Source organism: Rossellomorea sp. GCM10028870, assembly GCF_042666755.1.
Taxonomy (GTDB): Bacteria; Bacillota; Bacilli; order Bacillales; family Bacillaceae_B; genus Rossellomorea.
Map to the genome: position 1 here is coordinate 240,797 of NZ_JBHTGN010000003.1, position 16,112 is coordinate 256,908.

8 protein-coding genes are annotated in these 16,112 nt (G+C 40.8%); 2 read left to right on the forward strand and 6 right to left on the reverse strand.

Annotation, left to right across the window (positions count from 1 at the left end; all coding sequences use genetic code 11):
* Nucleotides 1–554: 554 nt before the first annotated feature.
* The 6 genes from ACFQWC_RS15070 to ACFQWC_RS15095 all read right to left on the reverse strand — a co-directional run bounded on the left by ACFQWC_RS15070 (nucleotide 555) and on the right by ACFQWC_RS15095 (nucleotide 14,903).
* Nucleotides 555–4,706 (reverse strand): S8 family serine peptidase, encoded by a 4,152-nt coding sequence (locus ACFQWC_RS15070; protein ID WP_377108268.1) that lies wholly within the window; start codon nucleotides 4,704–4,706, stop codon nucleotides 555–557.
* Nucleotides 4,707–4,904: 198 nt separating this feature from the next.
* Entirely contained in the window at nucleotides 4,905–6,170 is a 1,266-nt protein-coding gene (locus ACFQWC_RS15075) for a helix-turn-helix domain-containing protein (protein WP_377108270.1), read from the reverse strand.
* 262 nt (nucleotides 6,171–6,432) lie between these two features.
* A complete protein-coding gene (locus tag ACFQWC_RS15080) occupies nucleotides 6,433–10,611 on the reverse strand; it encodes a S8 family serine peptidase (protein ID WP_377108272.1) in 4,179 nt (1,392 codons plus the stop codon).
* Between the two features lie 321 nt (nucleotides 10,612–10,932).
* Nucleotides 10,933–12,204: a helix-turn-helix transcriptional regulator gene (locus ACFQWC_RS15085; protein ID WP_299743397.1), complete on the reverse strand. Its 1,272-nt coding sequence runs from the start codon at nucleotides 12,202–12,204 to the stop codon at nucleotides 10,933–10,935.
* Between the two features lie 391 nt (nucleotides 12,205–12,595).
* The gene (gene aspA, locus ACFQWC_RS15090; protein WP_341356944.1) at nucleotides 12,596–14,026 is read right to left on the reverse strand and encodes an aspartate ammonia-lyase; all 1,431 of its coding nucleotides are present in this window, start codon (nucleotides 14,024–14,026) and stop codon (nucleotides 12,596–12,598) included.
* A 247-nt stretch (nucleotides 14,027–14,273) separates the two neighbouring features.
* Nucleotides 14,274–14,903 carry a methanogen output domain 1-containing protein gene (locus ACFQWC_RS15095; RefSeq protein ID WP_377108275.1) on the reverse strand — a complete coding sequence of 210 codons (630 nt, stop codon included), beginning with the start codon at nucleotides 14,901–14,903 and terminating at the stop codon, nucleotides 14,274–14,276.
* A 244-nt stretch (nucleotides 14,904–15,147) separates the two neighbouring features.
* On the opposite strand from ACFQWC_RS15095, the gene ACFQWC_RS15100 reads away from it, so the two are divergent.
* Together ACFQWC_RS15100 and ACFQWC_RS15105 are read left to right on the forward strand one after the other, a co-directional pair.
* The gene (locus ACFQWC_RS15100; RefSeq protein WP_299743391.1) at nucleotides 15,148–15,516 is read left to right on the forward strand and encodes a cytochrome-c oxidase; all 369 of its coding nucleotides are present in this window, start codon (nucleotides 15,148–15,150) and stop codon (nucleotides 15,514–15,516) included.
* Between the two features lie 144 nt (nucleotides 15,517–15,660).
* A complete protein-coding gene (locus ACFQWC_RS15105) occupies nucleotides 15,661–16,083 on the forward strand; it encodes a VOC family protein (RefSeq protein WP_299743389.1) in 423 nt (140 codons plus the stop codon).
* Nucleotides 16,084–16,112 lie beyond the last annotated feature (29 nt).

The window sequence follows — 16,112 nt, forward strand, 5'->3', positions numbered from 1 at the left end:
TGGGTACCCTAGTTCAAATTTTATATAACCTTCCATAATGCGACAATGGGGGGAATTGTTCGATAATATCCAAGCTTTTACAATTGAATCAAAATCGTCTACAGGAAAAAGGATCTACTTCTGAACTAGATGCTTTATAAATAATGAATATGCGGTCAAAACGATTTGGTAGTTTTTTTAGTTGTACATGCATGTGTGAATTAGCTATCTGCCTACAATAACCTAAGGAACATAGAAAGAATACTATATATTAGTCTAGTATCCTCTGAACCTGCAAATTATAAAACCATTACAATAGTAACAGGTATCAAGACCTGAATATCCGACATAAAATTCCCCCAAAATGGCCAATCTTATAGTCTAAACAGTTCGGATGAGAATTGAGAAGACGAAAAAATCAAGGATAGTTTAATTGAAAAAGATCCCTTCAAAGCCTATGTAGTTTACCTTATTGGTTATTTATTCCTCATGTTCGATAGGTCATTCATTCTGTCACCAAGGTTTATTTCTCCAAAAAAAAGCAACGACCATTGGCCGTTGCTCCCATTCTTTCCTTACTGAATATTTAATTCCTCCAACACACTTTCTAATGTTTGTCCGTCATGTGTTTTCACAGGTTCTGGAGAGTTATCCATCCAAGGATTTTGCATCATGTAATTATTGATTACAAATTGCATATCCTTTGCGTCTACTACACCATCAAAGTTAATATCCGCTTCGCGCTTGTCTGTGCTCCAATTCGATTGAATAGAAAGTGCGTCTTTCACATCAATCACATTATCTTTGTTCACATCCCCAGCATGGGCAGTATTATAATAAATTGTTTCTGTAAAAGGCTTTATTTCACCATTTTCTTTCAAACCGACAGTAAAGATTCTCTTAACAGTGAAATGTCCCGGCATATCTACCTTCAATGTGAATGGCTTATCAGTAATTGGTAGTTTTGAACTGAAATAATAATTAATTGCGCTACTTCCAAGAGTATGTGGATACTCTATTCCTGCTTCATCTGTTACTTTCACTTTTGCACCTGCTTTTACGTAATCAAAAGTTGTTAATGGTTCTCCTGGAAGGTAAGGATTCTCAAATGCTTCTGAATTGACGTGAGACTTCAAAACAGAGTGCGTTCGTTCCACCCGATAAGGAATAGTGATGCTTTCTACGGATTTCATCGTATCATCTGTATTGGTGTACGATGCTTTAAATTGATCAATATTTACATCTCCACCATCAGAATCTTCTTTCACTTTATATGTGACATCCACCATCGGAATCGTTCCGCTTACTCCTGTTTGTGCCGCCTCACCGGTTAAAGTCGCGGTAATGTTCGTTCTCACCCTTGTAATCCCGTCAATTTCCATATTTGTATTCACTGTCTGAATATCCACTTTCCCATTCAATGATTCGTGCGGTTTAACGCTTTCAATTTCTACACCCGCTGACAATGGATTTATAAATGAATATTCTGCCTGCTTCATATTTGTCATATTGTTCATCGAAAGGGTAAGCGTCGCCGTATCGCCCGCTGTTATTTTCTTCTTATCCGGAAGAGCTGTTCCGTATTGAGTGCCTTGTTTCACATAATATACCTGTTTATAACTAGCATAGTTCCGTACTGTCGCCATGTTTTCTGCATACATTTTGACTGGAAGCACTGATACACCTGGGACTAGTGTGAGATTTGTGGTAAAGTTTCCGCCAGGGTCTAAAGGAACTTCGGTGCTGAATCGACCGAATTGATACACAAATTTATTATTAGCTTGTGATACATCCATACCCCCGGCTTTCATTTCTTCCACACCTGGATCGTAAACAGAACCTGTTAATGGGACTGTTGTTTGATCCGGACTATATTCAACCACACCAGAGTCCACGTTGAGATCGAGGGTTGGCTGCGTAACGCTAAAGTAAACCGGCGTATCTGAACTAAAGGTTTTTCCATGATCATTTGTTCCTACCATCTTGATTTTGTACAGCCCTGGTTCTGTTTGTTTCGTATCATACGCAATCGGATTATCCGGGTCTCCCGTTAACGGATAGTAATACCCTTCGTTCATTGCCCCGCCAAGACGATATTCAATTTGCTCATCTGCACCCATGCCATCCAAAGAGCCGAGGAATCCGATTTCTTCATTCGTTTTCGGATCGACCAGGAATAGATCCAGTGAACGCATATGAGATTTTAATTGGAAGTAAAGCCCGACACCCCATTTTATACCGTTATATCCAGCTTCATTCGCTACTGTAAACGCAGGAGGACTTGCCTCGATATGATCAATACCCTCTTCCGCTGTATGAATGCCAAATGGAACGCGATACGTTTCATCCGGATCATCGTTATTCGTGTACACAACGTATCCTTCATAATTTCCTAATTCAGCCGTTTTTGGAATTAGCATCGTCACCGCAGTTTTCTTTTTCTTACCTGCCTTCACCTTCACGGATTTCTTTGTCTCCAAGGTGACACCGTTGGCCGCCGCATCGTTGGCTTCGCGGGAATAATCATTAGCAAATCTTCCTTCTAATGTTTGGAATTCGACCTTCACATCATATGTTTTCGTTTCATTACTGTTGTTGATCAGTGTGACAGAGCGGGTCTCTCTTATATGCTTCCCATCAACAGCATGGCCGCCAAAGCTGAGGGCACCGGTCGTTTCTTTAATCGTTTGGATTCCATCATCTGCAAGAGTGGCGGCTCCTCCATCACTCGTTTCCGTCTCGTCATTTACTTGAATGCTCGTTTGGGCATGAATGGCTTTATACGGATCCACACGCCCTGCTCCTACTTCGAATACGCTATATTCTCCATTTAATGGAGTTGCCGTATTCATGAGCCTCGCTTTGATATCGGCAGGCGTCATGTCTGGATCAGCTTGTTTTAAAAGTGCCGCAACCCCCGCTACATTTGGTGCTGCCATGGATGTACCGGATAAACCTTCATACGCATATTGATAATTTCCGATTTGGTCTTCTCCATGTATATATGACGGTACTGTAGACATGACAGATACCCCCGGTGCGGTTACTTCCGGCTTAATATCATACAATACTCGGGACGGACCGCGAGAACTGAAGTCAGCTAATACATCCCCTCCAGTTACAATTGGATCACCTATTTCATCAAAGGAGAATGTTGCACTCCCTGAATCCATTGCTTGCTTCATTGCTTTTCCTTGTTCATCGCTTAGTGAGAATACAGGGATGGAATCAAACCCTTCTCCTAAATACACATCTTCCAGCGGATAGGCGTTGTATAATAGAAGAGCCTTCGCTCCTCCTTTTTTCGCATTATTTATCATAGAGCGAAGATCAATATATCCGCGTGTATCAAGGATAACTTTTCCATCCACATCTTTGTCAAAATAAGAACCGTTTTCTCCATCTATAACCTGAAAATTTTGTCCTTTTAATTCTTCTATTTTATTGTCAAAACCTCTGGCAACCAGCTTTAAATCCGCTGATACATTTGCATCTGCATGAAGCGTTCCTTTAAATGTTGGAATCGTAACAGATGTGTCACTTGCCCCGACAGTAAGCGCCAATGGAGAGGTACCTGGTGAACCAAGTGTATACATTCCATTTCCTGTGTTTCCTGCTGACACCACTGCCGTTACACCGGCAAGCACGGCATTGTTAACGGCAATACTCGTCACATACAACGGATCGTTGTAACTCGCACCAAGGGACATGTTAAGCACATCCATACCGTCCTCCACTGCTTGGTCGATACCGGCTAATATCGCCCCGGTGCTACCAGTACCGAATGGACCTAGGACACGATACGCATGAATATCAGCATCCGGTGCTACTCCGGTCACCGCTAAGTCAGACTCGTTCGCCCCCTGCCCGGCAACGATTCCAGCCACATGAGTTCCATGCTGCGTAAAATAGTCTCGAGATCCTTTAGGTTTTCCTGCCTTTACCCAATCTTCATACGTTGTTTCCATCGGGTCATTATCGTTATCCACGAAATCATATCCGCCTTTATAGGCATCTTTTAAATCAGGATGATTATAGTCGATTCCAGTATCGAGGATCCCTACCTTCACACCTTCTCCTGTGAATCCTTCGTGATGAAGCTTTTCGATGCCAGGAAACGTGGTCATCTTATTCGGTTCTGTTTGTTTCTCTGATTTTTCTTGTTCTGTGACAGGAGGCTCGACGTGTACTTCCAAATCACTCCAAACAGCCTTTACCTCTTTAGAATCAAGTAACTCTTTTGCCTTGTTGGCAGGAATGGTCATCGCCACACCGTTAAAGGCATGCTTATAAGACTGCTTGATTTTGAAAGATGATTTCTTTTGTTTCATCTCATTTTTGAAAATTGTTTGCAGGTCTTTTTGAAAGGTTTCATGAGCTGCATCTACTTTTTCTTTTGCTTTTGTCCTAGAAAGGGTTTTTCCTTCGAGTTCCGCTTCCAGCACCGCTGTCTGTTCCGGCTTGTCCTTAAATTGAACAATAACAGAAATGGAATCGGCACTCTTTTGATCTACCTCAGGGGATAGTTGTAGTCCTCCTTGGACATTCGTTTGTAATTGTTTAATCGCTTGACGCTGCTCTGGAGTCAACTTTGACAGTACTTGATCAATGGCTGAATAGGGCTGTGCATGAACTTTGTGTGTTAGTGTGGCCGGTGCTAGACTACTGCCTACGAGACCTGCACTAAGTGCCAACATTGTGACATTTTTGGTGATTCTCTTTTTCATCCGTCTTTTCCCTTCTTTCTTATCTGGTGATATATTCATACTATTTAAATTTGATAGAATTTAACTTTTGCAAAATTTCATCAAATTCAGTTTTTTTATTCAAGAGAGTTTCAGTTTTTTAATTTTCTTTATCATAAATCCTTGATCACCTGGAATATTAAGAAAATTAGATTGGCTATGTCGCTGTATATAACTGCTTCAATAAATTTCATGGTATTCATTTATACCTAACAGTTGTATATATTTGTTTCTTTGGTCATCTGTCGCATGATGCCTGTATTTCCAGTAAATGAGAAGACATTTTTTAAATCTCTCTATATTACCTATTTGATTTGCTGTACTCGCCACCTTCAATAGTTCATCCAATCCTTCCGGCAATAGAAGGGTTTCACACTGATACAGAGCATAGGCGTACCGAAAATCTAAATTCACCTTCTGCTTCAGCCACAGCTCTCCACCAACAGCCATGTCAGCAATGATATGTTGATACCAGTCCAAAAGCCGTTTCGCATCCTCAATACGATTCAGTTGAACATATGCCTCGAGCACCTTTGGCAAACCAATATATGTATCCTCTCTACCTTCTAACCAAGCAAGATACTCATCTGCATACTCCAAATGTCCAAAATCTAAATAAGCAGCAAACCGGTTTCCAGCGGCTATTTCAGCAAAATATTCGTTTTCTTGAGCATATCGAGCAGTAAGAGCCAATACTTCTTCAAGTGATCCACCCAGGCGTACCAATGCAAAACTTTTATACATAAGGGCTCTTGCATAATACTCACCCTCTTTGATCATGCTTTCCAATCTCTCAGCGTAATACAGAACTTCTTTCCATTGCTCACGTCGATAGTAATACGCTGTAATCCATAAATACGCTTCCATTCTAACTTCTCTTGGCAAACACATCAGATGCTCTAACACATGGGTAAGTGCCATTTGTGCGTTCTCAGTCATCCTCACAATATAAAATCGCCTAAAATAACTGGTTGCCAGTTGTGTTGAGAAATCATTCGGTTCATTTTCAATAATCAATTCATACAGGGGTAACGCCTTCTCTTCTTTTTTCGCTTTCAATAGGTTCTCTGCAACGGTAAAAATATAGGACAAATAGTTGGTTCGGTTCGTGTCTGACGTTTCTGCTTTCATGATAAGCAACAGATCACTCTTCTGCTTTTCATAACCAAGCGTTATACACTTATACAGGAACTGAATACTTCTACGTTTGTCCAATAATTGGTCTTCGTTAAAGCATTCCTCTACATAAAACGGATAAAGAGAACCCTGCCCCAATCCAAGAGCATTTGTAATGGCATCCAGATGCTTAAGTGAAAGTGGCTGCTTATGATTGAAAGTCCGACTTATATCACTCATATGAATCCCCGAGCGTTGTGCTAAGTCTATTTTTCTCCATCCCAACTCTTTCATAGAGTGCTGAATCTTCTGAAATAAAGTTGCATTCATTTTTCTCACCTGCTATTCGCATTCTAATTCTTTCTTTTTTCTGTGGGCACTATAAAATTTCATTTCTCACTAACCAGTTAGTTTCCATTTCATTCTATAGAGATTTGAGATGATTTTATTTCTGAGGAATTTCATCAAATTGATTTAGTCTTTCATTGCTGATAATTCCATCAGTCAGAGTTATCACTCGTTCTGGTGAACTTAGCACTTTCTTTATACAAGAAAAGAGGTGCCCCATAGGACACCTCTTTCTCCGTTTTTATTATTCTTCTAATTCAAGACCAATTGAGTGAAATAATTTTTCCAGAGTCACCTTGCCATGTTTTTCTTTTGGTTTTTTATTCTTTTTGGCATCTGGACCTTTTTCTAAGAAATTCTTCTCAATCAAACGCAGATCCGTTTCATCTACTCTGCCATCCTGGTTCAGGTCACCTTTATTTACTCCGACGCCTTCTTTTCCATAAGAGAAGACGGTGATGATGGCATCATTAATATCAATCATATGATCTCCATCGACATCACCTGCTAGACTCATATCGGACCCTACTGAATTGAACCTTCCTAAAATTTCACCATTCAATTCGAAACCAGGTATGAATGACGAGTAGGTCTTTAAATGTCCTGGGATTTCCACTACGACATTGTATGTCTCACGTGAAGCAGGAACACCTTCGATTGTGTATTTCCCTCTTGAGTCGATGCTGCCTTCATATTTTTTACCAGTCGGTGATAAGGCGTATACCTTCGATCCGATATTTTGAGCAACACCAGTTGGTAAAATAAGATTGCCACTACCACTTTTCTTCATAAATGCTTCTGGTTTAATATACCCTTCGATCCTTGAATGTTTGGACACGAAATCAAATGATGAAGTGCTGTAATAAGGAAGAGATACCACCTCATCTTCACCGGCCTTTGTGTAACTTGACTGTGTTACATCAAGTTTGTCATATCCATAAAACCAGTCATCTTTATTGACCTTGAACGTAACATCTACCATAGGCATATCACCATCCAAACCTGAGTACCCTTCTCCGTTCAATGAAGCTCCTACTTTGACGGTCTGGTAATATCCTGGACTGCCCTCAACGGGGTCTTGAAGTGATGGTTGAAGTCCGTTTTCTTCTGCATAGGCTTTAAATTCATCATTCAGCTTTGCCGATTCGAATGAGTACATTTCTCCTTTATATTGAATCGTGTACTCTCCGGAAATAAGGTCTTTTACGTTATTCAAGCTCAAAGTCATGGTCACTGTATCGTCTATCCCGACTTCTTTCTTGTTGTAGTCAGACGTTACATACTCAGTGCCCTCTTGTAAGAAGATATATCTTTGGTAATTGACATTCATTGCCATATCAGCACCAGCTAAACTTAATCTTAATGGTCCATCTGCAATATCAGAAGGTTCGATTCCAAACTGAGTATCCCCTTCTGAATCCGCTGAAGGGAAACAACAATTATAATACTCACGGGATCCCGTTGCTATCAAAAATTTGTTCGATGATTGATCATAATCCATACCTTTTGATTGTAAGACTTCCACTGTTTCATCCTGCACATTTCCGTGTAGCCAGAATGCTGTCTTTCCAAACTCTTCTGTGTACATATCTTCACTGATTTCATACACATCTGAAGCTTTATCAAATGTCACTTGGGGTTTTGTATTGTCGACGATGACAGGTGTGTCGATCGTATACGTTTTACCCTCTTCGTCGTACCCTATGAATTCTAATTCATAATCCCCTTCAGGCAAATCAATACTTTGGTCTGATATCGGATTTTGATTGTCATTTGTAAACGGATAAACGACCCCTGAGAAAACATAAGGAATGTAATATTTTTTGTCAGGCTTTGCATTCGCATCTTCAAGGGAAGCAATGAATCCAATAGCTTGACCCGATTGTCCATCTTTCACTATAATGTCTAACTTGGTCAGTGGGCTTTTCATTTTGAATATTGCTGTTAGGTATGGATTGTAGTACTGCCACTTAGGCGTATTATTCGCAAGAGCGGGCCTGTCTGTTTCAAGATAGTCGAACCCTTTTCCAGTGACTCGGATCGCAAACGGAACCTGGTACGTTTCACTCGCATCACTTGCATTCGTCAGGTGAATATATCCTTCATATCGCCCTTCTTCTGCATCTTCCGGAACCGTGATCGTTGGTGAAATCTCTTTCGAACCGCTTGCGGCAACCGCTACACTCGTCGGAACGTCTAAGTGAATGCCGTTCGCAGCTGAATCCTTGATACCTGTACGTTCACCATGGTATTCGACTTCAACCTTGAATGACTTGTCTTCCCCGCCATTGTTCTCGATGTTCATCCTGCTGTCTGCTTTAATTCCATCGGCATCTTTGTAGTGACTTCCGAAAGAGATGGATGCCGTCTCTTCATCGATCTCGACCTCTTCACCATTTTCATTTAGATTTTTTGTTGTATCCATCACTTTGATGGATACATCGGCATGTACTGCATCATAGGCATCCACACGTCCCGCTCCCTGTTCAAATACGGATATGTCACCATTCAAATCTTCTGCCGTGTTCATTAAGGCGGCTTTCACATCGAATGGTGAGAGATTTGGATTTTCTTGAAGCATGAGGGCCACCACTCCCGCTACATGAGGTGTTGCCATCGATGTTCCCTGAAGGCGGGCATAGGCTGCAGAATAGTCTACCCCTTCTTCCGGGCTATTGATATATTCTGGAATGGTTGAGAAGATCGCTACCCCAGGTGCCACAACATCCGGTTTAATATCATAGCTTCCAGCCACAGGTCCCCTTGAGCTGAAGCTGGCCAGGTTATCCCCTTCTGTTTGGACAGACGCTACATCTCCAAACGTAATGGATGCGTTATCGCCTAGCCCTTTCAAACGCTCTCCATCCGTTTTTGTCATACGAAAGGTCGGGATATAGTCTGATCCTTCTCCCAAATAGGCCTGAATCTCACCGTCTATATTATTGTAGATGATGACAGCTTCAGCCCCTGCTTCTTTCGCTTGTTTCATTTTCTCCACAAAGGCAATTTCACCACGTTGAATCAAGGCAATTTTCCCCGTTAGATCTTTCCCTTCAAAATCAGCTTCATATCCAAGTCCGGCAAAAACTACTTGTTTTGACTGATTTTGAAGAGATGATAAATCATCGGAAAAGTTCTTTCCCAATAATAAAACATTCTCAAATGTTTCACCATTTACACTCATGGATTTGAAGGTAGGGATATCCATGTCAAAATCACTTGCCCCAACCGTAATGCCGAGGGCCGCTGCACCTGGAGCTCCAAGTGTTCCTTCTTCCGGCCCACTGTTTCCTGCTGCCACTACTGCCACCACTCCTGAGAGCATCGCATTGTTAACTGCAACCGAAGTCGGATATAGCGGATCGTTCGTTGAAGCACCCAAAGATAAGTTCATGACGTCCATGTCATCGATGACAGCTTGCTCAATTCCTGAAAGGACACTTGTGGCTGTTCCAGCACCGTACGGACCAAGAACACGATAGCCATATAAATCGACATTAGGGGCAACCCCTTTTACCGCATAGTCGACTGTATTCTTCTGTTCGCCGCCAATCGTTCCCGAGACATGTGTACCATGCTCCGTGTAGTAGGCTGATCCAGAAGCAGGATTGACCTCAGGTTTACCTGAATTCTGCCAATCTTCATAGGTTGTTTCCATAGGGTCATTATCGTTATCAATGAAATCATAACCACCCTTATAGGCATCCTGCAAATCAGGATGATGATAGTCAATTCCTGTATCAAGTACTCCGACCTTGATTCCTTCACCCGTTATATTTTCATCATGAAGTTTATCTACATTGATTTGCGGGATACTATCCATCATTTTAGATTCAGAAGCTTCCCCTTCCATTTCCGGAAGTTCAAGCTGAACGACTTCATCTTTCCATACACGTTTCACGACCCCGGAATCCAGCAAACTATCAATCTCATTTCCCGGGATGGACATCGCGACACCATTGATGGCGGAACGATATTCTTTCGTGATCTTCGCATCTTGTAATCCAGAGCTTGCACTCTTTTTATTTTTCATAGAATGGAATGTTTGTTTGAATTCACTGTGAGATTTCTCTACCTTTTCAGCCGCTGCTTTAGTAGTCGTTCGGAGTCCCTTAGCCGCCTGCTTCATCACTTCCACTTTAGCAGGTGCCTGTTTGAATTCAACGATGACATCAACGAGTCCTTCGCTTTCTGTATTAATATTCGGAGCGATTTCAAAATCCGGTTTCGCTTCGATCTGTTTAAGAGCACTTCTCTGCTCATCCGATAGATTCATCAACGTCTTTTCTACATCTTTTACTTGTGTGAACTTAGACGGATTTGGCGAACCTTCTGCCATCACGTTAAATGGCATCCCTGATGTGCCTAGTAAACTTGTAGCCAGTGCAACCGTCAAGATCTTGGCTGAACGTTTCTTATTCATACTTTTCCCCCTCTTATATTCATCCATTAGCGTAGAGTTGTTTACAGTTTGTATTTTAATCTTCTTTAATATGACTGTTAATTGGGAAAATTCTTTACACTTTCCGACATTTATCTTAAAGATTCTATTTTTTTTATGACATTTCTCTATTAAGTCATGAAGAAAGTTGGGAAAGTTTCGCATGAGTTAGTCTTTGTACCTATTTTTTATTTCCTACACCCTTATAAATAGGTAAATACACCCTTTACCGAAAGGTGAATAATCCCTATTAAATTTCTTATAAAAGTAAAAAAACAAGCAACCAATAGCAGTCGCTTGTTTTTACTTTTTTATTTGAAGAGGTTCAATATGGTTAAAGATTAACTTTTTCAATAGCTCATTCGATAATTGAAGATAGTGATTGGAAGAAATCAGGTCCCCCTTCTCTTTAAAATAAACCGCTAGTCGTTCTGAAAATGACGCGGCCTTATAACGATCATATTGCTTCATCATTGGCAGACCACGATCGATTAAATAGTCGCTAAGCCGTTTATCATCCTCTGTCGCATCTAAATACAACACCATCAACTCCGTATATTTAACGGACTCTTGATCTTTAAAATCTTTTAGGTTCTCCTGCAAAAGATTGATTGCTATTTCCCTCTCGTTCAAGTCCAGCAACACTTGTACCATTTCAATCAATGTGCCGTAATACCCCATTGTATGCTTTTTTTTCAATTTGAGGGACTGGGAGAAATAGTCTAACGACTCTTGCAGCCTTCCTTTTTTTCTATTTAGCAATCCGAAATTATGAAGGGCGGTAATTTTCGTTTCGTTATCCTTTAACATCTCTGCATCGTTTAAGGCCGTATGCAACATGACTTCTGCACGTTCAAAATCGTTAATATAAATCAAGTTAGCCGATAATCCGATTTTCACATGGAGTATCCTCAAAATGTTCCCAGTGTTCTGAAAAATCCTCAATGCCTTGTGTGAGTAATGCAGAGACAATGTAAAATGCTTCAATAACCCATGATTAGCCGCTTTATAGTAATAATAATCTGTTACTTTCTCACTATAGAGATCGGCTCTATCCTCTATTTGATCAAAGATGGAAAGCGCCTTGGAGTATTGCTGTTTCTGTCCGTAATAAATTCCCTGAAAGAACTCCCATAAATACTTTTCAAACGATGAAAATTTACTCATATTCTTTTTGAGTCCAAGAGAAGCCTGTTCATATTCGGTTGGATTGTTCGTGAATAATTGATATCGAAGCATGTAAAGCTCAAATAAGTAAACCATTTCCGTACATTGGATATAGTCTTTATGTCTTTGTAACTCCTGATACAGTCTTTCGGCATGATCTCGATGAAGTCTCTCAATCGCTTCATAGAATTGGGCTAGCTGGCGTTTCAAGTAAAGTGTCTTTGCCGTTTCCTCTTCGATTGATACACCAAGTCGCTTACAAAGTAATTCTAATGTTTCCAGATTTCCTTCTTTAGAACTGTTCTCAATCTTGCTTAAATGAGTGGTTGAACATATCCCCTTGCAAAGCTGCTCTTGTGTTTTATTTTGTTTTTTTCGATGATAGTAGATGATCCTGCCTATAGACATTGTTTCACTTCCCCCCTTGTATATATCTATCATTATACATAGGATATTCGTTTCTTATAAGCTATTAATGGGAAGTAATTATCCTTATCTTATTGGGTAATATATATAAATTATTAATAAATATACATTTTTACCTTTTCAAGGAAAGTGATAAATTCAAATAGACAGCTTTTGTCATTAATGTGTTCTGAGGGCAAGGTACAGGATTTTATGAGTTAATTGGTCTTAATGGTATAAACCAATTAAACCCTACAAAAGTCTTATGGGTGTAGTGAATAGAGAATTAGACCGCTAATAAACATTCCCAAGTGTGATTTCTAAAAATAAGAAAAGAGAAACCTCCCCTATTTATAAAGGAAAATTTCTCTTCATTCGTTATACTGGTTAAAACCTATTCCCGATCAAATAGCACTCGTCCCGCAATCCCAGGATTCGTCATTTCATAAGGATTCAGAATTAAATCAAGCTCTTCTTCTGTCAAAACATCATATTCCAAGCATAGCTCTCTCACTGATTTTCCTTTTAGAATGGCTTCCCTGGCGATTCTGGATACGACTTCATACCCCAAGTGAGGATTCACAGCTGTAATGATTCCCACACTATTTTCCACATACTCTTTCATACGTGTCTCATTCGCTTCAATTCCCACAAGACAATTGTCCGTAAAGCTTCTGAACGCATTGTTCATGATACTGATAGACTGAAGGAGATTAAATACGAGTACTGGTTCCATCACATTCAGTTCAAGCTGGCCCGCTTCTGATGCCAAGGAGATGGTCTGATCATTCCCCATGACCTGAAAGGCTACTTGATTGATTAGTTCAGGCATGACCGGATTGACTTTACCGGGCATGATGGAAGAACCGGGCTGTCTGGATGGCAGTGATATTTCACCAAGTCCGGCGCGCGGGCCCGAAGCCATCATACGCAGGTCATTGGCAATCTTGGACATATTGACCATACATACCTTCAGTGCAGCCGAAACTTCTGTGTATGCGTCGGTATTTTGCGTAGCATCGACAAGGTGCTCAGCCCCCGTTAATGGTAACCCACTAATATCGGCCAGATGTTTCACGACACTCTTGATATATACAGGATCCGCGTTTAATCCAGTTCCTACTGCAGTCGCCCCCATGTTTACTTCATAGAGGTGCTCCCGTGTTCGTCCGATACGTTTAATATCACGCTCCACTACCCTGCTATACGCTTCGAACTCCTGCCCAAGGCGAATCGGAACAGCATCTTGAAGATGGGTACGTCCCATCTTAATGACGTGATCGAACTCCTGTGCTTTCTTTTTAAAGGCGTTCAGCATATGTTCCATCGTGACAAGTAGTTTCTCTAATAACTTCAGTGTGGAAATATGAATGACTGTCGGGAATACGTCATTCGTTGACTGTGACATATTCACATGACTGTTCGGGCTTACCTTTCCATATTCACCTTTTAGATGGGACATTAGCTCCAGGGCACGATTGGCAATGACTTCATTAGCGTTCATGTTGATGGAAGTCCCTGCCCCTCCCTGAATGGGATCGACGATGAAGAATTCATGAAGCTTCCCTTCCAATATTTCATCAGAAGCTTGCACGATGGCTTGACCGATCCCGTCATAAAGACGTGTGGTTTCCATGTTTGCTAATGCTGCCGCTTTCTTCACGACTGCTAAGGCATCAATCATCTCTTTATGGATTTTGTACCCCGTAACCGGAAAATTTTCCACTGCCCGTAAGGTTTGAATTCCATAGTACACATCTTCGGGTACTTCTTTTTCTCCAAGAAAATCTTTTTCGATTCTAAATCCACTAGTGACATTTATCATTTTTTTCTCCCCATTTTCGAATTACAGTTTCTCTAATTGATGATTCTATCAATTCCTGACACAGTAGGCAACGATTAATACCAAAACCCCAATAATTTCATTACTCTCCATATAAAAACGGTTCTTAAAAGGTGAAATTCCAGAAAAAAACGTCTCATGTTGATTCACGAAACGTTTAATACGTCATTTAATCAAATTGCACACGAAAACTGCACCCTTTGCAGATAAATCCCGCTTTTCTAGCAATCTATTCATTCTGTTTGACCTGCTCCCTCAACTCTTCCAGCTCATTAACAAGTTTCATGACCAGCTCATCACTTTGCCTTAGCTGTTCATTTAATAGTCGAATGGTTTCTTCTTCCCAATGATATGGACTACCGTGATTAGGAGTATAATGTAAGTCTCGGTAGACGTCTCCTTCTTCTTCTGTTTCACGGAAATATACCGCTACTTCACAGCGTGAGTCCCCAGCTGCTATTCGTTTTCGCAGAACCACTTTAGAATAACCGAATTGACGGGATGCAATCCCTCCAAATACGCTAGATGTCATATTGCACAAATGTGGAGCATCCTGAACGACTTCTCCAAATGGGCAAGCCGTAGCCTTTACGACGACATGATCAGAATATACTTTAGATATGTAAAAATGCCCACCGATTGAATTTTTCAAATCGACAATGACCTCTGCATATCGGTCGACCGTCCAATCCTCACCTTTATCCCCATATAATCCTTCAATCCATTCACCTGTACGAAGGCCGATTTGACGAATGTATTCATCTGCTGTTTTACCTACCGTTTTTTGATGTATATACGCGTATTGAGTGATGAGTTTACTTAAGAATATCGTGCCGGTTAGTGATGTCTCAGTTTCCACCTTATCACTCCTTCATTTTTTCAGGAACTCCACTCATCAGGAAACGCTTACATTCTTCTCGAACTTTATGAGAGGCTTCCACGAAAATTCTGTAAAGACAGATGAATACCCATTTCTTTCAGTATAACACCCAATAAACACTATCTGCCTATTTTTTGAAATTAAATTAGATACATGGACGGAAACCCAACTTCTATATAGGTCAAAATTCTCATATATTACCAGAGAAAAGGAGGGAAATTAGATGGGGATTAAACTGATCAAAATTTCTGTCGTCTACTTTATGATTGGTGTGTGTATCGGACTGTATATGTCCATGGTTCATGACTACAGTTTGTCTCCGGTCCATGTCCACATTAACTTATTAGGCTGGACTGCCCTAACGTTAGCAGGTCTCATTTATCACTTATTCCCGGCAGTATCTTCTACTAAACTGGCTAAAGCTCATTTCTGGCTTCACAATGTCGGATTGCCCCTTATGATGATTGGTTTATTTTTCTTAATACTTGGAAATGAAGGCGTCGTCCCGGTTATTGCTGCCGGTGGTGTAGTGACTACAGTCGGTGTCCTTTTGTTTGGAATCAATGTCTTGAAGGAATTGAAAGCAGAGTGAAGGTAGTGAGCGCCACCTCCGACGTTGAGGTTGCCGTTCTTTTGTTTGGTTAAATTGATTGATTATTCATATTTTTTAACCAACAAGGACAAGATGATGCTACAATAAAAAATGTAGTCATTATAATCAATAGGAGTGATAGACATGTCAGTCAATGTTTACCTTAATTTTAATGGGAATTGTCGAGAAGCAGTGGAGTATTATGCAGAGGTATTCGGTACGGAGCCACCGCAGATCATGACGTTTGCAGAAGCACCTCCCCACCCTGATTATCCCCTTCCTGAAGAAGCCAGGAACCTCGTGTTACATACAAGACTGACAATCGATGGCAGCAACGTCATGTTTTCCGACGTGTTTCCTGATATGCCTTTCGTGGAAGGAAACAATATCACCCTGGCCCTGGTAAGCAACGATACTGAAGAGTTGACAACCCGTTTCCACAAACTGAAAGAAGGCGGGAAGGTGGATATGGAGCTTCAGGAGACATTCTGGAGCAAGTTGTATGGTCAGGTGACCGATAAGTTTGGTATTCAGTGGCAATTTAACTATGAGAGTGAAGAAGAATAAACTCAAAAAATCAGCCCTTTTTAGGGGCT

What these genes read in the sequence shown, in the direction of transcription:
- ACFQWC_RS15105 (WP_299743389.1), top strand. Translation starts at nt 15,661, where the DNA reads ATGTCAGTCAATGTTTACCTTAATTTTAATGGGAATTGTCGAGAAGCA.
- ACFQWC_RS15070 (WP_377108268.1), bottom strand. Translation starts at nt 4,706, where the DNA reads ATGAAAAAGAGAATCACCAAAAATGTCACAATGTTGGCACTTAGTGCA.
- ACFQWC_RS15075 (WP_377108270.1), bottom strand. Translation starts at nt 6,170, where the DNA reads ATGAATGCAACTTTATTTCAGAAGATTCAGCACTCTATGAAAGAGTTG.
- ACFQWC_RS15100 (WP_299743391.1), top strand. Translation starts at nt 15,148, where the DNA reads ATGGGGATTAAACTGATCAAAATTTCTGTCGTCTACTTTATGATTGGT.
- aspA (WP_341356944.1), bottom strand. Translation starts at nt 14,026, where the DNA reads ATGATAAATGTCACTAGTGGATTTAGAATCGAAAAAGATTTTCTTGGA.
- ACFQWC_RS15085 (WP_299743397.1), bottom strand. Translation starts at nt 12,204, where the DNA reads ATGTCTATAGGCAGGATCATCTACTATCATCGAAAAAAACAAAATAAA.
- ACFQWC_RS15080 (WP_377108272.1), bottom strand. Translation starts at nt 10,611, where the DNA reads ATGAATAAGAAACGTTCAGCCAAGATCTTGACGGTTGCACTGGCTACA.